The organism is Catenuloplanes nepalensis (genome assembly GCF_030811575.1).
GTDB classification, from domain to species: domain Bacteria; phylum Actinomycetota; class Actinomycetes; order Mycobacteriales; family Micromonosporaceae; genus Catenuloplanes; species Catenuloplanes nepalensis.
In genome coordinates, this window is record NZ_JAUSRA010000001.1 from 8302480 (window position 1) to 8322093 (window position 19614).

Annotated in this window: 17 protein-coding genes and 1 tRNA gene; 10 read left to right on the forward strand and 8 right to left on the reverse strand. The window is 71.9% G+C overall.

Going from position 1 to position 19614, the window contains the following annotated elements; genetic code table 11:
* The first annotated feature begins 85 nt into the window (after positions 1–85).
* Positions 86–445 carry a hypothetical protein gene (locus tag J2S43_RS36000; protein ID WP_306839681.1) on the forward strand — a complete coding sequence of 120 codons (360 nt, stop codon included), beginning with the start codon at positions 86–88 and terminating at the stop codon, positions 443–445.
* Here J2S43_RS36000 and J2S43_RS36005 read toward each other — a convergent pair whose 3' ends face one another.
* Both J2S43_RS36005 and J2S43_RS36010 read right to left on the reverse strand, forming a co-directional pair.
* Positions 446–874, reverse strand: a complete 429-nt coding sequence (locus J2S43_RS36005) for an acyl-CoA thioesterase (RefSeq protein ID WP_306836814.1) — start codon at positions 872–874, stop codon at positions 446–448.
* The gene (locus J2S43_RS36010; protein ID WP_306836816.1) at positions 871–1509 is read right to left on the reverse strand and encodes a TetR/AcrR family transcriptional regulator; all 639 of its coding nucleotides are present in this window, start codon (positions 1507–1509) and stop codon (positions 871–873) included. The genes J2S43_RS36005 and J2S43_RS36010 overlap by 4 nt, the downstream gene beginning before the upstream one ends.
* Before the next feature lie 136 nt (positions 1510–1645).
* Between J2S43_RS36010 and J2S43_RS36015 the strand changes: the two genes are divergently transcribed.
* A complete protein-coding gene (locus J2S43_RS36015) occupies positions 1646–2194 on the forward strand; it encodes a tRNA adenosine deaminase-associated protein (RefSeq protein WP_306836818.1) in 549 nt (182 codons plus the stop codon).
* Between the two features lie 101 nt (positions 2195–2295).
* Positions 2296–2715, forward strand: a complete 420-nt coding sequence (locus tag J2S43_RS36020; protein ID WP_370881815.1) for a nucleoside deaminase — start codon at positions 2296–2298, stop codon at positions 2713–2715.
* 140 nt (positions 2716–2855) lie between these two features.
* Here J2S43_RS36020 and deoD read toward each other — a convergent pair whose 3' ends face one another.
* Positions 2856–3566 carry a purine-nucleoside phosphorylase gene (deoD, locus tag J2S43_RS36025; protein WP_306836821.1) on the reverse strand — a complete coding sequence of 237 codons (711 nt, stop codon included), beginning with the start codon at positions 3564–3566 and terminating at the stop codon, positions 2856–2858.
* Between the two features lie 92 nt (positions 3567–3658).
* Between deoD and J2S43_RS36030 the strand changes: the two genes are divergently transcribed.
* Positions 3659–3748 (forward strand) — tRNA-Ser (locus J2S43_RS36030).
* Positions 3749–3822: 74 nt separating this feature from the next.
* Here the strand turns inward: J2S43_RS36030 and J2S43_RS36035 are convergent.
* Complete coding sequence (locus J2S43_RS36035; protein ID WP_306836824.1) at positions 3823–4569, reverse strand: NUDIX domain-containing protein; 747 nt, start codon at positions 4567–4569, stop codon at positions 3823–3825.
* A gap of 311 nt (positions 4570–4880) precedes the next feature.
* On the opposite strand from J2S43_RS36035, the gene J2S43_RS36040 reads away from it, so the two are divergent.
* Together J2S43_RS36040 and J2S43_RS36045 are read left to right on the forward strand one after the other, a co-directional pair.
* Positions 4881–6032, forward strand: coding sequence for a sensor histidine kinase (locus tag J2S43_RS36040; RefSeq protein WP_306836826.1), 1152 nt, complete (start codon positions 4881–4883; stop codon positions 6030–6032).
* Positions 6023–7132 (forward strand): hypothetical protein, encoded by a 1110-nt coding sequence (locus J2S43_RS36045; RefSeq protein ID WP_306836828.1) that lies wholly within the window; start codon positions 6023–6025, stop codon positions 7130–7132. The genes J2S43_RS36040 and J2S43_RS36045 overlap by 10 nt, the downstream gene beginning before the upstream one ends.
* A 12-nt stretch (positions 7133–7144) precedes the next feature.
* On the opposite strand, the gene J2S43_RS36050 is transcribed toward J2S43_RS36045, so the two are convergent.
* Positions 7145–10672, reverse strand: coding sequence for an ATP-binding protein (locus tag J2S43_RS36050; protein WP_306836830.1), 3528 nt, complete (start codon positions 10670–10672; stop codon positions 7145–7147).
* A gap of 152 nt (positions 10673–10824) precedes the next feature.
* Between J2S43_RS36050 and J2S43_RS36055 the strand changes: the two genes are divergently transcribed.
* Complete coding sequence (locus J2S43_RS36055; RefSeq protein ID WP_306836832.1) at positions 10825–11697, forward strand: alpha/beta fold hydrolase; 873 nt, start codon at positions 10825–10827, stop codon at positions 11695–11697.
* A gap of 56 nt (positions 11698–11753) precedes the next feature.
* Here the strand turns inward: J2S43_RS36055 and J2S43_RS36060 are convergent, their stop codons facing one another.
* On the reverse strand, positions 11754–12701 hold the full coding sequence (locus J2S43_RS36060; protein WP_306836834.1) for a DUF1775 domain-containing protein: 948 nt from the start codon (positions 12699–12701) through the stop codon (positions 11754–11756).
* Positions 12702–12867: 166 nt separating this feature from the next.
* Here J2S43_RS36060 and J2S43_RS36065 point away from each other — a divergent pair, with 166 nt between their 5' ends.
* Both J2S43_RS36065 and J2S43_RS36070 read left to right on the forward strand, forming a co-directional pair.
* Positions 12868–13989, forward strand: a complete 1122-nt coding sequence (locus J2S43_RS36065) for a lytic polysaccharide monooxygenase (protein WP_503125036.1) — start codon at positions 12868–12870, stop codon at positions 13987–13989.
* Positions 13990–14073: 84 nt separating this feature from the next.
* Positions 14074–15243, forward strand: coding sequence for a L,D-transpeptidase (locus J2S43_RS36070; protein ID WP_306836836.1), 1170 nt, complete (start codon positions 14074–14076; stop codon positions 15241–15243).
* 39 nt (positions 15244–15282) lie between these two features.
* Here the strand turns inward: J2S43_RS36070 and leuA are convergent, their stop codons facing one another.
* Positions 15283–17016, reverse strand: coding sequence for a 2-isopropylmalate synthase (gene leuA, locus J2S43_RS36075; RefSeq protein WP_306836838.1), 1734 nt, complete (start codon positions 17014–17016; stop codon positions 15283–15285).
* A gap of 264 nt (positions 17017–17280) precedes the next feature.
* Positions 17281–18066, reverse strand: a complete 786-nt coding sequence (locus J2S43_RS36080) for a hypothetical protein (protein WP_306836840.1) — start codon at positions 18064–18066, stop codon at positions 17281–17283.
* Between the two features lie 280 nt (positions 18067–18346).
* On the opposite strand from J2S43_RS36080, the gene J2S43_RS36085 reads away from it, so the two are divergent.
* Positions 18347–19612 carry an aspartate kinase gene (locus J2S43_RS36085; RefSeq protein WP_306836841.1) on the forward strand — a complete coding sequence of 422 codons (1266 nt, stop codon included), beginning with the start codon at positions 18347–18349 and terminating at the stop codon, positions 19610–19612.
* Positions 19613–19614 lie beyond the last annotated feature (2 nt).

The window sequence follows — 19614 nt, forward strand, 5'->3', positions numbered from 1 at the left end:
GCAGCAGCCCGGTTACGGCGATCCGGCCTTCACGGCACCGCCGCCGTTCGAGCCGGGCAACGATCGTTTCGCCGGTCCGCCCGCGATAGTGGCGGCCCGGGAGGCGCACCGATTCGGCCAGGCGGGCGACTATCCGCCGCCGGCGCCGCCCCGGCCGACCTACCGCGAGCCGCACCCGGTTCGGGCGTCATGGTTTCTGGCCGGGCTGGGCGGCGGCGTGTTCTGGATGGCGATCCTGCCGCTGCTGGCGACGAGCATCAGCGGGTACGGGTGGTGGACGCTGATCGCGGGCGGCGTGGCCTGGCTGGTCGCGGCCGTGCTCGCCCGTTCGGGAGACCGGGGGGCCGCGGCCGGCATCGCGATCAGCGTGGGCATGGCCTGGGCGATCGCGGCGTACGTGCTGGCCACCCGGTGGGCGCAGACCACGGACTGGCCACTCTGGTGATCAAGCTTTCGTGATCTCCTTGCCGGCCACCCGGGCCTCGTCCGACCACGGGGTCGGGCGCATGGTGGCCGGGTCGAGGCAGACGTTGACCCGCCGGCCCTCCGCGTGCACGACCGAGCCGTCCTCGGAGAGGAAGCGGAACCGGTACTCCGCGCTGGTCGTGCCGAGTTTCTCCAGCCAGAAGTGCACGCCGATCCGGCCGGTGCCGGCGATCGGCACGTGGAACGTGACCGAGTACTCCCGGATCACGTTGAACACGTCCGGCTTGGTCGGCCCGCTGCCGGCGAACGCCCAGCCGCGCGCGTCCCACCACTCCAGGATCGCGCGCTCGACCAGCACGGCGTAGCGCGCGTTGTGGAGCACGCCGAGCGCGTCCAGGTCGTCGAAGTGGACCGTGGCAGGCGCGACGAAACCGTACTCTTCGGTCATTCGATGTGCTCCTTGATCTTTTCGGGGTCGGTGCTCAGTGATCGCAGGCGGGCGTGCATGGACCGCAGGGCGAGTTCGTAGGCCGCGTCCGTGCCGATCAGCCGGGACTGCATGACCGCGGCCAGCCCGAGCGCCTCCGACTCGTACGCCAGGAGCGCGGGATCGGTGCCCGGGATCAGCTCGCCGGCCTCGATCGCCTCCCGTGCCAGGCGTTCGAGCAGCCCGAGCCAGTCCGCGAGGATCTCGGCCAGCCGGTCCTTGACCGGGCCCGCGCGCGCGTTGAACTCGAACTCCGCATTCGCGAAGAAACACCCACCGGGGAGTACGGAGTCCGCGTAGAACGCGATGCGACGGCGATGCAGGGCCCACAGCCGGCGCACGCCACGCGGCTCGCGCAACGCCGGGCTGATCACCCGCTCCAGCCACTGCTCGCGGGCGCGCTCGATGGTGGCGAGCTGCAACTCCTCCTTGCGGCGCCAGTGCGCGAACAGCGCGGACTTGCTGAGCCGCAGCTCGTCCGCGACCTGGGCGAGCGACAGCCCGTCCAGCCCGTCCCGGGTGGCCAGCGCCACGGCGGTGTCAAGCACCGCGGCCCGGGTGTGATCGCCCCGGGCGAGTCGTCCGTCCCGTGTCACGGTTGCGACCATACAAAAAGACCGACCGGTCGTAAACATTTTTTGCCCATCTCGGCAGGCTTCCGGAATGCCCTATAAGCGGCCCTTGCACCGACTAGCGTCACGCGTATCGACGGCTGGTATTCGGGGGGACCCAATGTCGTACTTCGCTGCCGCCCTGGTCCGGGGCCCGAGTGGTTGGTCCGCTTCAGACCTCGCGCTCAACGGCGCCGCGGACACCGAGGACATCGCCGACCGCCTGCGCGAGGTGGACCATGACGCCGACCTCAGCCTGCTCTTCGTCGAGTCCGACGACTCATATCTGGTGATCATGCGACTCGACGAGGGCGAGGACCCACGCGTCTTCGGCTCCGACTCGATCTTCGCCGAGGAGTCCCGGCTGGGCGCGCTGCTGCTCAGCGACATCGAGATGCCCGCGGTCGAGATCCACAGTGAGATCGACTCGGTGACCGAGGGCGTCGAGGAGGGCTCCGCATCCACCGCCGCCGCGCCGGACGAGCCGGAGATCGACCCGATCGGCGACCCGGACCTGCTCGCCGACCTGGGGATCTCGTCGCACGAGCTGCTGGTGATGTGCGGGCGGGAAGGCGTGCACCCGTCGGACGTCACCCACGAGCTGTGCGAGCACATCATCGGTAGCGCGGAAGCCGTGGACGAGCTGCGGGAACACGCGCTCCGGCACTGATCCGGGTGCCGGTCCGGCCGCCCGGCCCGCTGCGGCCGGGCCGGCCGGCTCCCGGGCAGAATGCTGGCGTGGAGACGCGGCGGGAACGGCACGAGCGGTGGATGCGGCGGGCGCTGTCGGTGGCCGCCGGTGCGGCCGACGACGTACCCGTGGGGGCAGTGATCTTCGGTCCTGATGGTGCCGAGATCGCGACCGGCCGCAACGAACGCGAGCTGACCGGCGACCCGACCGCCCACGCCGAGATCCTGGCCCTGCGCCGCGCCGCCGAGATCGTCGGCGAGTGGCGCCTGACCGGCTGCACCCTGGTGGTCACGCTCGAACCCTGCACGATGTGCGCCGGCGCGGCCGTCCTGGCCCGCGTCGAGACCGTGGTCTTCGGCGCGTGGGAGCCGAAGACCGGCGCGGCCGGCTCCCTCTGGGACGTCGTCCGCGACCGCCGGCTCAACCACCGCCCGGAGGTCTACGCCGGCGTCCTGGAAACGGAGTGCGCCGCACTCCTGCACGACTTCTTCGACGACTAGAGCTTGTATCGACGTGGGGCCGGACCGACGTGCGGTCAGGCGTCGCCCGGGCCACGCCGCAGCCCGTCTCTCACGTCGATACAGGCTCTAGAACGCCACCGGTCCAGGACGCGGGGAGTTGCCCTGGACCGGGCGGCGGATCAGGCCGTGACGGCAGTGTCCAGGGCGATCTCGACCATGGCGGAGAACGTCTGCTCGCGCTCCTGGGATGTGGTCTTCTCGCCGCGCTTGATGTGGTCGCTGACGGTCAGCAGGGTCAGCGCCTTCGCGCGGTAGCGGGCCGCCGTGGTGAACAGCGCGGCCGACTCCATCTCGACCGCGAGCACGCCGTAGTCGGCGAGACGGTCGTAGAGGTCCATCCGGTCCGTGTAGAACAGGTCCGCCGCCAGGATCGGGCCGACCCGCACCGGGATGTCCCGCTCCTCGGCCGTGGCGACCGCGGTCCGGAGCAGACCGAAGTCCGCGACCGGCGCGTAGTCGATCAGCCCGTCGAACCGCTGCCGGTTCATGCTGGAGTCCGTCGACGCGCCGTTCACCGCGATCACGTCCCGCAGGTTCAGGTCGTCGGCCAGCGCTCCGCACGTGCCGACCCGGATCAGCGTCTTCACGCCGTACTCATTGATCAGCTCGTGGGCGTAGATCGTCGCGGACGGCATGCCCATGCCGGACCCCTGCACCGACACCTCGACCCCGCGGTACGTGCCGGTGAACCCCAGCATCCCCCGCACGGACGTGTAGCACGTCGCATCCGTCAGGAACGTCTCCGCGATCCACTTGGCCCGCAGCGGATCCCCCGGCATGAGAACCCGCGGGGCGATCTGACCCGGCTCAGCGCCGATGTGCACACTCATGCCGCCGATCATGCCAGGCCACCTCCGCCCCTGATCACGGAAGCGGCTCCCCCGCGCGCGGGTGTGCGAAGGCGTCCGGTAACGTACCTACCGGTGGTGTGTCCGAGCGGCCTAAGGAGCACGCCTCGAAAGCGTGTGAGGGTTTACGCCCTCCAAGGGTTCAAATCCCTTCACCACCGCCATCTAGCAGGGCAGACGCCCGGCAGCTGCGAAAGCAGCGGCCGGGCGTTTCTCGTGTGGAGATCGCTGGTCTCGGTTATCGGCTCAGTAGGCCGTCGAGGTGGTCCTGTACCGGTGGGAACAACGGGTGTGGGACGAGGGCGGCCAGGGTGGTGTGATCGCACCAGGCGACCTCCGCCACCTCCTCCTCGTCGGCGGCGTGGGCGGTGCCGCTGATCGGGTCGCAGGAGATGTAGATCATCGTTCGGCCGGTGACCGGGTGTGTGCGGCGGCCGAGAAGCCGGGCCGGGCGGACGGTCACGCCGGTCTCCTCCCGGGCCTCGCGGGCCGCGGCCTGTTCGGGAGTCTCGCCGTGTTCGATCTCGCCGGCCGGGAACTGCCAGGAGAGCGAGGCCTCCGCGACCCGGCGGCGGATCAGGAGCACCCGTCCGTCCCGGACGATGACGGCGGCGGCGACGGGTGGGCGTCCGGATCGGTCCGGGACCGTGAGCCGGGTGCCGGCCGGATAGGTCTCCACCCGGCCGGATGCCCGCGTGACGGTGACGGCGGCGGTGGAGGCCACGCTGTCGCCCGCGTTCAGCTCGACGGTCGGGGGTGCCTCGACCACGAAGGTGCCGTGTCCGTGGCGGACCTCGATGAGGCCCTCGTGACGCAGGACCGCGAGGGCGCGCCGGACGGTCTCCCGGGCCAGGCCGAACTCGTCGTGCAGGTCCTTCTCGGAGGGGAGGCGGCGGCCGGGAGGCAGGTTCCCGCACGCGATGCGATCGCGCAGGACGCCGGCGAGCTGCCGGTACGCGGCACCGCGGCGGTCCGGTGCGATCATGCGGACACGCTAGGTCTCCCCGTCCGGACGCCGAGAGGTGTATCCGTCTAGACCTCGGCGCGACGCGACCGCCGGTACGCCGCGGCTCCGTTTCCGGAGTCGCTGGTCGAGATCAAGCTGGTCGCGGCGGTGTGACCGCCGGGTGACGGACTACTGGGCGAGCGGGGGATGACGCGGCGCACGGGCGCGTGGAAAGGTGGGGCGCGATAGCCGAAACCCGATGGAGGGGGCGCTGCCTGCCGATGGCATGGCGAACCGAGCGGCTTCCGGCGACCGCACTCGCGGACGGGCCGGAACGGACGGAACGACCCGTGGAGACAGTGGACCGACCGGCCGTGACGGGCGGCGATCGCCCTGCCGAGCAGGCCCTCCTGCGGTACGCGATGCGTTCCGCCGTACTCCTGCGGGGGTTCGTGGGGCTGGCCGCGACCGTCGCCGGCGTGATGACCGCACCGGAGGCGAACGCGCTCGTGGTCGGCGCGCTCGCGGCGAACCTGGTCTGGTCCGTGGTGTTCGTGGCGATCGCCCGGGTGCGCGGCCTGACCTGGTGGCTGGCCGCCGGTGACGTCGCGTTCCTGTCCGGGCTGTGCCTGATCCAGCAGAGCGTGACCGTGCCGGCGGCGCTGCCCGGCGCGGCCAGCTGGATCGGCGGGCTGATCACGATGACGCTGCTGATCGCGGCCATGGGACTGCCGACGAGGTGGGCGATCCCGGCGTCGCTGGTGCTGGTCGTCGCGCACCTGGCCGGCATCCGGCCCGCGGACGACGGCGTGATCTCCGCGTTGATCCATGTCATCCAGATCATCGCGATGGCGGTGCTGATGCGGGTGCTGCGCCAGTCCGCCGGTTACGCGGATGTGGAGCTGGCCGCGGTGCTGCGCGACCAGCGCGCCGAGCTGATCGAGCGGGCGCGCCGGGCGGACGAGCGGGTGCAGCGCCGCGACCTGCACGACACCGTGCTGTCCACGCTGACCATGGTGGGGACGGCCGGTATCCCCGGGCCGTCGGCGCAGCTGCGGCAGCGCGCGGCCGCGGACATCCTGGTGCTGGACCGGCTCGCCGACCCGGACGCGCCGGCGCTGGACGTACCCGCGAATGGTCTTGATGATCGATTGCGGGAGATCGCGTTGCAGGCCGATCTCGACGTGGCGCTCGCGCTGACCCCGGTCGAGGTGCCGGCACCGGTCGTGGAGGCGATCGCGGGCGCGACCGCGGAGGCGGTCAGCAACGTGCGGCGGCACGCCGGCACCGGTCGCGTGCGGATCAATCTGACCAGCGAGAACGGGGCGGTCCAGGTGGAGATCAGGGACCGCGGTCGCGGCTTCGACCCACAGAGCACCCCCTTCCACCGGTACGGCGTGCGTGAGGCGATCATCGGGCGGATGCAGATGGTCGGCGGCCTGGCCGACGTGGACTCGATGCCGGGCGCCGGCACGACGGTCACGCTGCGGTGGTGGCCGTGATCGAGAGCACCGCGATGCTGGTCGCCCGCCGCTACCTGCGCGGGACCGCGATCGCCGCGCTGGCCATCCCGCTCTGCTGGCACCTGCTCTACGACGGCACGATGACGGTGCTCGGCTGGTCCGTCTACCGCTGGCCGTGGGTGGTGGCGGTGGCCTGGATCGGGTACCTGGTGATCGGCGCGGTCGGCGCGCTCGACATCTTCGGCCGGGCCCGCCCGCGTCTCTTCTGGCCGCTGACCGTCGCCGCGCTGCTGCTGGTCGCGGTCGTGCTGGCCGCCTGCCCACCCGAGGAGATCCTCAAGTCGTTCGACTGGGCGTGGGGCTCGATCGGCTGGATCGGCGTGATCATCTGCTGGCGGCGCCCGATCACCCACCTGGTCGCGTTCGTGGTGGCCAACACCGCGATCGTGGTGACCGGGCTGGCCATCGCCGACCAGCTCGACCGGGTCACGCTGGCCCGGCTCGGCATGGTGGTGATCGGCAGCGCGGCGCTGCAGCTCGGCTTCGCGTTCACGGCCGGCGGCGTCCGCGCGATCGCCGCGTCCGTCACGCGGAGCGCGGTCGCGCGTGCCGAGGTCGCGGACCGTCGCGCGGTCGCGGAGGCCGTGCACGCGGCCCGCGTCGCCCGCTACCAGGACATCCGCGAGGACATCCGCGAGTTGCTCATCGAGCTGGCCGACGGCGCCGACCCGCGCGACCCGCGGGTCCAGCAGCGCTGCCGGGCCGGCGCGGCCCGCCTCCGCCGCCTGCTCGCCGAGACCGACGACGTGCCCGATCCGCTGCTGCACGGCCTCCGCGCCGGCGCCGACGTCGCCGAACGCCGCGGTGTCGAGGTCTCGCTGGTCCGCGTCGGTCACGTCCCCGACCTGACCGTGGAGACCTGCCGCGCGCTCTCCGAGGCACCGATCGAGGCGCTCAGCAACGCCGCCACCTGGGCCCGCGTCACCGTGGTCGGCTCCGGCGACGAGGTCGTCGTGAGCGTCATCGGCGACATGCCCGACTCGCCGGTCGCCCCCCGCAAGGGCGTCGAGATCACCGCACACACCGAGGGCGAACGCCGCTGGATCGAGGCCCGCTGGCAGCTGCAACCGGCGGCCTGAGCGGTCACGTACTCAACCGGGCTGCGAAATCCGGCCGAAGCTGAGGATTCCGCTGGCGCCGCCGGCCAGTTCGCCGTCGGCCGGGCGCAGCGCCGCGTGCGCGTGCGCGTGCACGGCGGTGTCGCCCAGCTCGGCCGCGGCGTGTGCGAGCAGCCAGAGCCGAGCCTCCATCAGCAGGTCGCGGGGGGATTCCGGCACGTCGTGCAGCGCGGCGGCCGCGGCCTCCCGGTCGCCCCGGGCGATCAGGCGGAGCGGGCGGACCCAGGGCTCGTAGGGGCCGGCGTCGTCCACATCGGAGCCTGGGTCGAGGGACAGCAGGGCCAGCGGGAGCAGGCCGTCCTCGACGCCGGGCATGCCGCTGCCGGTCATCCGCGCGGCGGCGGCCCGATATGCGGCTTCCGCGGCGACAAGATCGTCGTGCAGCGCGTGGCGGAGGCCGGCGTACCAGCCGGTGAAGACGCCTACCACGGGCAGCTCGTAGCGGGCGGCCAGCCGGTCCGCGTCGGCGGCGTGCCGGTCGGCGGCGGGGAGGTCGCCGCGGGCGCACGAGGACTGGAGCAGGATGAGGTGGCCGAGCACCTCGAACGTGACCAGCCGGTGGCGTGCGGCCAGCGCGACCAGCTCCGCGCCGATCGCGGCCCGCTCGGCGGACAGTCCGGCCCGGCCGAAGCAGTGGATGAACCGGGCGTTCAGTGCGAAGGCCAGCAGATCAGGCTCGCCGGACGCACGGGCCAGCCGTTCCGCCTCGCGCGCCGCGGTCTCGCCGCGGGTGCCGGTGTCGCCGCGCAGTTCGAGCGCGATCGTGCTGAGCAGCCGGCTTCGCAGCCGGACCCCGCCTTCGGCGGACAATTCAAGAGATCCATCAGCGGTACGGCCGGCCGCCTGCATCCGCGTCGCAGACACTTGCCGGGTCGTGCCGTCGGGGCTGCCCGTACCGGGTCCGGCGCGCTCCGCGCGGTCCAGCGCCGCGAGCGTCCGTTCGGCCGCGGCCACGATCCGCGCGGACAGCTCCTCGTCGTCGTTGCGCGGCCACACCGCCGGTACGTTGAACGAGGTCACCGCGATCGCCGCGGCCACCGGGTCGCCGAGTGCCTCCGCCGCGTCGATCGCGTCCGCCCGATGCCGTCGCGCCTCCGCCAGCCGCCCGACCACCGCCAGCGCCCGCCCCAGCCCCATCACCGCCGACAGCCGCTCCCGCGCGTCTGCGGCCCGCGCGCCCGTGACCTGCGCATCCGTGGCCCGCGCGTCCGTGGCCCGGGTGTCGTCGGCGGCTCCCGCGTCGCCGGCGGCTCGGGCGTTTTCGGCGGCTCGCGTGGCGAGAGTGTGGGCGCCGGTGATCAGGTCGTGGGCGTCCAGGGCGCGCTGCCACATGCGGGCCGCCTCGTGCGGGTTGCCGCGGCGCTCCGCCTGCTCGGCCGCGGCCCGAGCGTGCCGGGCGGCATGCGGCGCGTGCCCGGCACCGGCCAGCGAGAAGTGGTGTGCCAGCGGGGCCGGGTCGTCCGGGCGCAGTCGTTCCAGCGCGGTGCCGGCCGCGGCATGCCAGCGGGATCGGCGCAGCGCGGACAGGTCGCCGTAGAGCGTGTCCCGGACCAGGATGTGGGTGAACCGCAGCCGCCCGGCCGACTCGGTCAGCAGGCCGGCCGCGACCGCCAGGTCGAGCGCGTCCAGCAGCGCGTCGTCGTCCAGATCGGACAGTGCGGCGAGCAGGTCCGGGTCGATGTCGCGGCCGAGCACGGCGGCGCGGCGCAGCAGCTCGCGCGCGGACTCGGGCAGCCGGGTGAGCCGGTGCCGGAGCACGTCGCGCACGCCGGCGGGCACGCCGTCCAGCGCGTCCACGCCCTCCGCGGCCAGCACCCGGGCCAGTTCCCGGGCGAAGAACGGATTCCCGCCGGTACGCCGATGCAGCCGCTCCACCACGTCCGGCGCGAGGTCGTGCCCGGTGACGGCGGCGGCCAGGTCGCCGATCGCGTCGGCGGGCAGCCCACCCAGGTAGACGCGGACCGGCTCGACGCGGGCGAGACGGGCCAGCGCGACGGCCAGGTCCGGCGTGATCTCCGTCGTCCGGTACGTGCCGACGATCAGCACCGGTCCGGCGGCCGCCTCCGGCCCGGCGAGCAGCCCGGCCAGCAGGTCGAGTGTGCCCTCATCCGCCCAGTGCAGGTCGTCCAGCACGATCAGCACCGGCGCACGCTCCGCCGCGCCCTCGATCAGCCCCGCCATGACCCGCCGCAGCCGAAACCGCGCCGCCGCGGGATCCTCCGACCCGCTGCCGCTGCCGCTGCCGCTGCTGCCGGCGGCGCTGCTGACGTCGCCATTGGCTGTTTCGTGGCCGTCGGGTCCGCCACGGGCCGCCTCGCCGCCGCCGGACAGGGTGTCGCTGATCTGGAGCCAGGGCCAGGCGACGGGCGCGCCCTCGTATTCGGGGCACCGGCCCCAGACGGTGGTCCAGCCGGCCGCGGAGAGGTCCGTGACCAGCGATTCGGCGAGCGCGGTCTTGCCGGCACCGGCGTCACCGGAGATGAGCGCCAGCGCCGGCCGCTGCCGCAGGGTCGCGGTGCGGGCCACGGCTGCCAGCTGTGCCCTCTCCTCGGCGCGGCCGACGAACTCCGGGGCACGGCCGGCCGGTTCAGCGGTCCGGCCGGCGAACTCCGCGATGCGGCCGGTGGGGCGGTCCGGGGAGAGCGGCTGGTTGCCGAAGCGCGCGGAGCGCGGCGTCACCGGGACGGCGAGGTCTGACGGCGCTCTCCGGGAAGTGTCTGTGGGGACGATGCGCGCGGTCGGCCGTACCCTCGAAAGGTTTGGATCCTGGGTCAGGATGGCGGACTCGAGCGCGCGCAGGCGCGGGCCGGGATCGACGCCGAGCTGGTCGGCGAGCGTCTCGCGGGCGGTGCGGAGCGCGGCGAGCGCGTCGCCCTGGCGGCCGGTGCGGTAGAGCGCGGTCGCCAGCAGGTGCCAGGCCTCCTCGCGGAGCGGGGCGGCGGCGGTGTGGGCGAGCAGCGAGGGCACGGCGTCGGCGGGGCGGGAGAGGTCGAGCAGCGCGGTCGCGCGGCGCTCCACGGCCAGCGCGCGCAGCTCGTCCAGGTGGTCGATCTCCGCGCGCGCCCAGCCCTCGGCCGCGAACTCGCCGTAGGCGGGTCCGCGCCACAGCGCCAGCGCGTCGTCCAGGCGGGTCAGCGCGGCGTCGGGCGGAAGGCCGGCCGCGTGCACCGCGTCGGCGAACCGGCTCGCGTCGATCGAGGTGGCGTGCAGTGCATAGCCGGGTGGCGCGGTGACCAGCAGTTCCGGCGGGCGGCGGGGTGGCCGGTCCGGTTCGAGCGCGCGGCGCAGGTCCGCGACGAACGTGCGGATCGAGGCGACCGCGCGGTCCGGCGGATCGTCCGGCCAGAGGTCGTCGACGAGCGTGTCCACGGGCACGACGCGGCCGTGCGCGACCAGCAGCCGGGCCAGGACCGCGCGCTGCCGGTTGCCGCGCAGCACGACCGGACCGCCGTCGCCGAACTCGGCCGTGAGCGGGCCGAGCACGCCGAACGTCACCGTCACACGCTCAATCTAGAGCCTGTGTCGACGTGAGGGCCTCGCCGCAGCCCGTCTCCCACGTCGACACAGGCTCGTGGCACTTGTCCGGTGCTGATCCGTTGCTCATCCGCCGCGCGCATCGTTCGGGTCAGGCAACCGGATGGGAGTGGCACCACATGAAGATCAACGGCTTCGAGTACCAGCGGGTGACCGTGGCGGACGGGGTGGCGCTCAACGTCGCGGTCGGCGGGTCGGGCAGCCCGATCGTGCTCCTGCACGGCTTCCCGCAGACGCACCTGATGTGGCGGCACGTGGCCGCGGACCTGGCCGCCGACCACACCGTGATCGTGCCGGACCTGCGTGGGTACGGTGACAGCGACAAGCCGGCCGAGACCGGGCCGGACGTCTACGCGAAGCGGACCATGGCGGTGGACGTGGTGGCGCTGGCCGGTGCGTTCGGGCACGCACGCTTCGCGCTGGCCGGCCACGACCGGGGCGCGCTGGTGGCGATCCGGGCCGGCCTCGACCACCCGCGGGCGATCACGCACCTGGCCTCGCTGGACGTGCTGCCCACGCTGGACTCGTGGGAGGTACTGCGCGGCGCGCCGGCCGCGGTCGGCTTCCATCTGTTCCTGATGGCGCAGCCGCCGGGCCTGCCGGAGAAGATGATCTCGGCGACCGCGGACGACTTCTTCGGCTACTTCCTGGACCTGTGGAACAACGACCCGGACGCGATCCCGGCGCCGGTCCGCGCGGAGTACCTGCGTGCGTCGCGGGAGGCGGTGCCGTCGATCGTGGCGGACTACCGGGCGTCGGCCGGTATCGACATCGCGCACGACCGGGCGGACCTGGACGCGGGCAACCGGCTGACGATGCCGGTGACCGTGCTGCAGCAGGACTGGGGCGCGGCGCTGGGCTTCGACGCAGTCACGCTGTGGGAGCGCTGGGCGGTGGATCTCGCGCACCGGACGGTCTCGTGCGGGCACTTCATGGCGGAGGAGGCGCCGGCCGTGGTGGTCAAGGAGCTGCGTGAGCTGCTGAGCAGGTGAGACAAGCGTGGCCGCGCTCCGAGGGGAGCACGGCCACGTCAGCCCTGTCGAACCGATCAGGACGTCTTTCCGGCCGCCGCCCGGACCTTGGGCGTGGTCTCTCCCGCTGCGCCTGGAGCGGTCTCCGCCGAGGCCGAGGTGGTCGCTTCGCCGGCCGAGGTGGCGGCGTCGGCCGTGGCCGCGTCGGCCGTGTCGTCGTCGCCGCGGTAGCGCCAGACGGAGTCCGGCTGAGCCGTCTTCTCCGGTGCGGCCGGCTTCTCGGCGGCGACGGCCTCCGCGGGTGCGGACGCCGGCTTCCGGCGCGAGACGAACCACATGATCGCGCCGCCGCCGCACAGTCCGGCGAGCAGGCCGACGATCCCGACCCAGAGCCCGGCGTTCGAGTCCGTGTCCGTGACGGACGCGACGTTCTGCGTCTCGGTCGCGGCGCCGCCGTGGTGCCCGCCGTTCGAGTCGCTGATCGTGTCCGGGATGAGCCGCAGCACGGCTGCGGCGTTCGGCGCGTCCGCACCGGCCGCGGGCACCACGTCGTTGACCACGGTGGTGCCGTCGTCGTACTTCTCGGTGATCGTGAAGACCACCTGCTCGGCGACGGGCAGCGGACCCAGCGTGACCAGCAGCTCCGCGGACTGGCCCGGCTTAGTGCCCTTGCCGGGCATGGCGAACCAGGTGATGTCCGACACGGCCTCGGTGACCTTGCTGCTGTGCACGCCCTGCAGCGGGGTGTCCAGCTTCTTCCAGTTGATCCGGGGTGCCCAGTCGTCGATCGACAGCGGGTACGTCTCCGCGATCGGCATCGAGTCGGGCATGGTCAGCACGACCTCGTCGAGCGTGGCCTTCGGGCTGCCGTTCGTCACCGTGAAGGTCAGCCGGGGAGCGCCGCCCTGGACGCTCACGTCCGGGTCGACCGTCACGTCCGCGGACGCGGGCGTGGGGAGTGCGAGCGCTCCCGCCGCGAGGGCGAGGGCCGCACCTGCCAGGGACTTGCCGAGCCAGCACCTCATGACGGGTAGTTCGGATGGCGACCCCGGTTTGGTTCAATCCCGCTCGAAGATTGAGGTTTGCCTATTGATTTGTGAGAATGGCGGTGGCGACGCGGGGGCTGACGCGTCCCGAGCCGGAGCTGCGCTTCCCACCACCTGTGCACCACCGTGAGAAGGAAGCCACATCGTGAATCTTCGACGCAGGGCGGTCGCCTACCTCGCCGCCTCCATGCTGGCCGTCGGGCTCGTCACCGTGATCAGTCCGCCGTCCGCGGCGCAGGCGCACGGGGCGATGATGAAGCCGGGGTCCCGCACCTACCTGTGCTGGCAGGACGGGCTCGACTCGACCGGCCAGATCATCCCGCAGAACTCCGCCTGCCGTGCCGCGACCAACATCAGTGGTACGAACGTGCTCTACAACTGGTTCTCCGTGCTGCGCTCCGACGGCGCCGGCCGGATGGAGGGGTTCATTCCGGACGGCCAGCTCTGCTCCGGCGGCAACACGAACTTCACCGGGTTCAACGTGCCCGGCGACTGGCCGCTCACCCACCTGACCTCGGGCGCGGCCTTGAGCTGGAAGTACAGCAACTGGGCGCACCACCCGGGCACGTTCAGCATGTACATCACTAACGACGGCTGGGACCCGAATCAGCCGCTCGCCTGGGACGACCTGGCGGACACGCCGTTCCTGCAGGTGACGAACCCGCCGCAGAACGGGCCGGTCGGCTCGAACGACGGACACTACTACTGGTCGGGCAACCTGCCGTCCGGTAAGAGCGGGCGCCACATCATCTACTCGGTGTGGTCGCGCTCGGACAGCCAGGAGACGTTCTACGGCTGCTCCGACGTGGTCTTCGACGGCGGCAACGGCGAGGTCACCGGCCTGAAGGGCGGCGGCACCGGCACGCCGACCCCGACGCCGACCGCGACCAGCTCGCCCACCCCGCGCCCGACCACTCCCGGCCCGACCACTCCCGCCCCGACCACGCCGCCGCCGACCACCGGTCACCCGGGCAACGGCTGCATGGCGATCTACAGCGTGGTCAGCGCGTGGAACGGCGGAATGCAGGGCCAGGTGGAGGTCATGAACCACAACACGGCCACGTCGGGCGGCTGGACCGCCACGTTGACGCTGCCCGGTACGTACACGATCAGCAGTCTGTGGAACGGCACCATGAGCGGCAGCGGCAGCTCCGTCACGGTCCGCAACGTGAACTGGAACGGCGCGATAGCGCCGGAGGGCAGCACCACGTTCGGCTTCGTCGCCAACGGCACCGGACTGCCACAGGTCAGCTGCACCCTGAGCTGATCTCGTCGACGGGGCTCGCGATGCCGCGGGCCCCGTCCCGCGGATCGGGTGGCGGGAGCCGGACAGTCGTCGCAGGATGGACGAATGCGACTGGTAACCCGAGCACTGAGCCTGGCCATGGTCCCGGCGCTTGCCCTGGGGCTCGTGGCCTGCGGGGATGACGACTCGGCGGCGCCGGGCGGCGGTTCGGCGGCGGCGCCGAGCAGCGCGGCACCGCTGGCGGTCACGCCGGCGGACAGCGAGACGAACGTGCCGGTCTCCGCGGAGATCGGCCTCAAGGACGGTGGCGCGCTGACCCAGGTCACGCTCACCGACGGCGCGGGCGCGACGGTCGAGGGCGAGCTGCGCGCGGACCTCAGCACCTGGGTGCCGGCCGACCCACTCAGCTACGACACCACGTACACCGTGCACGCGACCGCCGGGGACCGCGCCTCCACCAGCACGTTCACCACGATGTCCCGGCCGGGGAACCGGATGGACGCGCAGATCTTCATGGCCGAGGGCAAGACCTACGGGCAGGCCATGCCGATCGTGGTCGAGTTCGGGCAGGGCGGCGTGAAGGAGGCGGACCGGGCCGCGGTCGAGCGGCGTCTGTTCGTGCGGAGCGACCCGCCGCAGGAGGGCGTCTGGCACTGGGACAGCGACATCCAGGTCGAGTACCGGCCGGAGAGGTACTGGCAGCCGGGCACGAAGCTGACCATCCGGCTCGGGCTCGGCGGACTGCCGGTCGGCGACGGCCGGTACGGCAAGGTCGACGTCGACCTGACCGCGTCGATCGACACCAAGCGGCGCGAGATCCAGGTGGACAACGCGACCAAGAGGATGACCGCGGTCGAGGACGGCAAGACGCTGCAGACCTATCCGGTGAGCCTGGGCAAGACGTCCGCACCGTCCTTCTCCGGCACCATGGTGATCATCGAGCGCCTGGAGAAGACCACATTCGACTCATCGACGTACGGCGTGCCGGCCTCGTCCGCGGACGGCTACCGCACGGACGTGCAGTTTGCGGAGCGGCTCACCTGGAGCGGGCAGTTCATCCACGCGGCGCCGTGGTCGGACGCGGACCAGGGCCGGCGGAACGTCTCGCACGGCTGCGTGAACGTCTCCGACAGCGGTGGCAAATGGATCTTCGAGTGGACCCGGGTCGGCGATCCCGTGGTGATCAAGGGAACCGAGAAGACGCTGCCGGCCGGCGACGGCTGGACCGCGTGGAACATGTCCTGGCAGGACTTCAAGGCCGGTAGCGCGCTCTGAGCGGTAGAGGGCCGGGTGCACCGGCCCTCTACCGGATGATCAGCGTGCCCGGTTGACCGCGCTGGTCACGGCCTTGATCGAGGCGGTGACGATGTTCGCGTCCAGCCCGACGCCCCAGTACACGACCTCGTTGATCTCGCACTCCACGTACGCGGCGGCCTGGGCGTTCTCGCCGGCGGCCAGCGCGTGCTCCGCGTAGTCCAGCACCCGGACCCGGATGCCCAGTGCCTGCAGCGCCTGCACGTACGCGTCGATCGGGCCGTTCCCGACAGCGGCCAGCGGCCGGCGGTTGCCCTGGTAGTGCACCTCGGCCTCGATCTCGACCTTGCCGTCCACGCTCGCGGTGGAGTAGCGCTCCAGCGCCAGGCGCGGCGTCACCTGGTGCTCGACCAGGTAGGACCGCGCGAAGATCTCGAACATCCGCTGCGTGCCGACCTCGCCACCCTCGCCGTCCGTGACCGACTGCACCACGCCGGAGAACTCGATCTGCAGCCGCCGCGGCAGGTCGAACTTGTGCTCCTCCTTCATGATGTACGCCACGCCGCCCTTGCCGGACTGCGAGTTGACCCGGATGACCGCCTCGTACGAGCGGCCCACGTCCTTCGGGTCGATCGGCAGGTAGGGCACGGCCCACTCGAATTCGTCGATGTCGGTGCCCGCCGAGGACGCGTCCTCGGCCAGCGCGTCGAAGCCCTTCTTGATCGCGTCCTGGTGCGAGCCGGAGAACGCGGTGTAGACCAGATCGCCCGCGTACGGGTGGCGCTCGTGCACCGGCAGCTGGTTGCAGTATTCGACGGTCCGCTTGATCTCGTCGATCTGGGAGAAGTCGATCTGCGGGTCGATGCCCTGGGAGAACAGGTTCAGCCCCAGCGTGACCAGGTCGACGTTGCCGGTCCGCTCGCCGTTGCCGAACAGGCAGCCCTCGATCCGGTCCGCGCCGGCCAGCAGGCCCAGCTCGGCGGCCGCGACCGCGGTGCCCCGGTCGTTGTGCGGGTGCAGCGACAGCACGAGCGAGTCACGGCGCGGCAGGTGCCGGTGCATCCACTCGATCGAGTCGGCGTAGACGTTCGGCGTGGCCATCTCGACCGTGGCCGGCAGGTTGATGATCAGCTTCCGGTCCGGCGTCGGGTCGATCACGTCGATCACCGCGGAGCAGATCTCCAGCGCGTAGTCCAGTTCGGTGCCGGTGTAGGACTCCGGCGAGTACTCGTAGTAGATCTCGGTGTCCGGCGTGTGGATCTCCGCGTACTTCTGGCAGAGCCGCGCGCCGCTGGTCGCGATGTCGGTGATGCCGTCCCTGTCCAGGCCGAACACCACGCGCCGTTGCAGCGTGGACGTCGAGTTGTAGAAGTGCACGATCGCCCGCTTCGCGCCGCGCAGCGACTGATACGTCCGGTCGATCAGGTGCTCCCGGCACTGGGTCAGCACCTGGATGGTCACGTCGTCCGGGATCAGGTCCTGCTCGATCAGCTGCCGGACGAAGTCGAAGTCGGTCTGCGACGCGGCCGGGAAGCCGACCTCGATCTCCTTGTAGCCCATCTGGACCAGCAGCTGGAACATCCGGCGCTTGCGCTCCGGCGACATCGGGTCGATCAGCGCCTGGTTGCCGTCCCGCAGGTCGACCGCGGACCAGCGCGGCGCGGTCTCGACGCGGCGGGCCGGCCACTGCCGGTCCGGCAGGTCGATCGCGAACTGTTCGTGAAACGGCCGGTACCGCGTGAACGGCATGCTGCTGGGCTGCTGGGTGGCGATGGGGTCACTGTGCGTACTCATGGTGGTCTCAAGCTCCCGTGGAAGAGGTCTGGGCGGACGGCATCTCCGGCAGAGACCGGAGGCCGGGGCCGACGGGCGGGCGCTTGCGAGCTGTGGTCGTGGCGCGCGCTAGATCACCGCGACGAGGTGCCGGCCTGGAATGGGGCCTCGTCGCGGCGGCGAAGGAGGAGACCCTGCTGCCACATGACGAAGTCCACCCTACGTGATCCACTCCGCACTGGCGAATGCGTGCCCACCTGTCAAGACCGACTGCCGGCGTGCCCGTTATCCGTCCACCGGCGTACCCGCTGATGGGGTCGAGGTCTGGGGTGGGGGTGTCGCCATGCCGAGCGCCGGGCCCGTCGTCACCGGCCCGGGCAGCGTGATCGTGCCCGGCCCGGTCACCGGCGCCTGGGTCAGCGCCAGCGTCCCGAAGCTGAGCTTCGCGCCGGTCAGCACGCCGACATCGTTGTAGCAGTAGATGCCGGTGTCGAGCGGCGCGTCCAGCGAGGCGTAGGTCGACTCGACCGCGTAGCACTGGCCGGCGACGCCGTCGGCGACCGGCTTCGCCAGCGAGACGGACAGCGGCGCCTCCCGGTCGGTCAGCACCGCGCGCCAGTCCGTGAACGCGTGCTGCACGCGCGGGTCGATGTGCTTCGGCAGCGCGCCGTCCGGGTCGGTGATCCGGATGCAGACCGGCGATACCGGCCGGGTCTCCGACGGCAGCGCGCACTGGAACAGGCCGTCGCCGTTGACCGCCACCGACACGTCCGCCAGGCCGCCCATCGCACCGCCCGCGATGTCCACCCGCCAGCTGCGGTCCGTCGCGAACGTGACGATCACCGCGCGCGGCGCGCCGCCGCCCCCGGTGAGCGTGTACGTGGCGACGACCGAGTTGTCCTCCGCGGCCGCGGCGCGCGCGGCCAGCGCGGATCGGGGGCTCGCCGGCGGCCCGGTGGTCACCGCCGGTGAGGCCACGGCCGCCGGTTCGGGTGCACCGCCGCCGCACCCGGCCGCGGTGGCGACGACGAACAGCGCTAGCAGAACCGGAATCGGTCGGGTCGTCTCCACGGGCCCATTCTCGGTCGCCCACGAGTGGTTGATCGTGAACATTCGTGCACGACACGCCGGGCGGTTGGTGCCAGTTTTCTCGCCGGTTTTCGGCTTTCCGTACGCCTTGTCGCAGGTCGCGACCGGGATTCCGGCCGGATCGTGGGATCGAGTGCGGCCGGTGCGAGAACTCGTCGGTACCCTGGTGAGGCTTACTCGCCGCCGCGGGTCGTTCACCCGGCGTCGGCGCGTGTTCTCGTCGGTCTCGTTTTGTCGGTCTCGTCTGGAGGGTGCGACACCCGTGGCGCTCGTGGTGCAGAAGTACGGCGGTTCCTCGGTCGCGAACGCGGAGCGGATCAAACGGGTCGCCGAGCGCATCGTGGCCGCGCGGAAAGCCGGCAACGACGTGGTCGCGGTCGTGTCCGCGATGGGCGACACGACGGACGAACTGCTCGACCTGGCACACCAGGTCAGCCCGCTGCCGCCCGGCCGTGAGCTGGACATGCTGCTCACCGCAGGCGAGCGCATCTCGATGGCGCTGCTGGCGATGGCGATCCACAACCTCGGCTTCGAGGCCCGCTCCTACACCGGCTCGCAGGCCGGCGTGATGACCACGTCCGTGCACGGGCGGGCGCGGATCATAGACGTCACCCCCGGCCGCCTGCAGTCCGCGCTGGACGAGGGCGCGATCGCGATCGTGGCCGGCTTCCAGGGCGTCTCGCAGGACACCAAGGACGTCACCACGCTGGGCCGCGGCGGGTCGGACACCACCGCGGTCGCGCTCGCGGCCGCGCTCGGCGCGGACGTCTGCGAGATCTACACGGACGTGGACGGCGTGTTCACCGCCGACCCGCGGATCGTCTCCGACGCGCGGCACATCAAGACCATCACGTACGAGGAGATGCTGGAGCTCGCCGCCTGTGGCGCGAAGGTGCTCCACCTGCGTAGCGTCGAGTACGCGCGCCGGGCGAACCTCCCCATCCACGTGCGCTCGTCGTATTCGAACAACACCGGCACCATGGTCACCGGATCGATGGAGGACCCTTCTGTGGAGCACGCACTGATCACCGGTGTCGCCCACGACCGCAGCGAAGCGAAGATCACGATCGTCGCCGTGCCGGACGAGCCCGGCGCCGCCGCGAAGATCTTCGAGACCGTGGCCGAGGCCGAGATCAACATCGACATGATCGTGCAGAACGTCTCCACCGAGGGGACCGGCCGCACCGACATCTCGTTCACGCTCCCCAAGGCCGACGGCCCGACCGCGATGGCCGCGCTCAACAAGGTGCAGGAGCAGGTCATGTTCAAGGGCCTGCTCTACGACGACCACGTCGGCAAGGTCTCGCTGATCGGCGCCGGCATGCGCTCACACCCGGGCATCGCCGCGAAGTTCTTCTCCTCACTCGGCGAGGCCGGCGTGAACATCGAGATGATCTCCACTTCGGAGATCCGGGTCTCGGTCGTCTGCCGCGACACCGACCTGGACGCCGCCGTGCGCTCCATCCACGACGCGTTCGACCTCGGTGGCAACGAGGAGGCCGTCGTCTACGCCGGCACAGGAAGGTAAGG